The 499-nt window shown below is 49.3% G+C and carries 1 protein-coding gene; it reads right to left on the bottom strand.

Annotated elements, in window-relative coordinates; translation table 11 throughout:
- Window positions 1–499: ABC transporter substrate-binding protein (locus AC1DUA_RS40430; RefSeq protein WP_477504993.1), on the bottom strand; the 499-nt coding region annotated here is incomplete at both ends.

Here is a 499-nt window from a genome sequence, read left to right as displayed (position 1 = left end):
CGATTGCTTCGTAATGACCGTACCCGTCCCCCCCATTCCAGAAGAGCGCATCTCGCCTTGTTTAAATACCGGCATCGGTTTAATGATAATTTTGCCTTTGAGGTCAGGCATGTAATCCGTAAACCGCCCCATATACCACATCGGCATCCAGACCGAGGCTGCGCCGCCTTTATTCATGAAGCCATAGTATTCTTCCGCATGATGAAAGCCGCCCGGAGCCACAATGGCCACTTTCTCTTTCACCAGCTTCTGAAGGTAAGATAGCACGTCATTATTCGCTTGGTCTCCCAGCGTCACGTTACCGCTTTTATCCAGAAAATCCGAACCGTGTTGAACAACGAGCGGCCAGAAGCTCCACTGATCCTGCGTTTCGACCGTCGTCATTGGCTTCCCGGTCTTTTCGAGAACCTGTTTGCCTGCATTTTCATAATCGTCCCATGTCTTGATGTTATCCGCATTCACGCCTGCTTTATCGAGAATTTCCTTGTTATAGTAGATG

Source organism: Paenibacillus sp. 01T422 (assembly GCF_056398785.1).
This window is presented reverse-complemented; position numbering and strand designations above follow the sequence as displayed.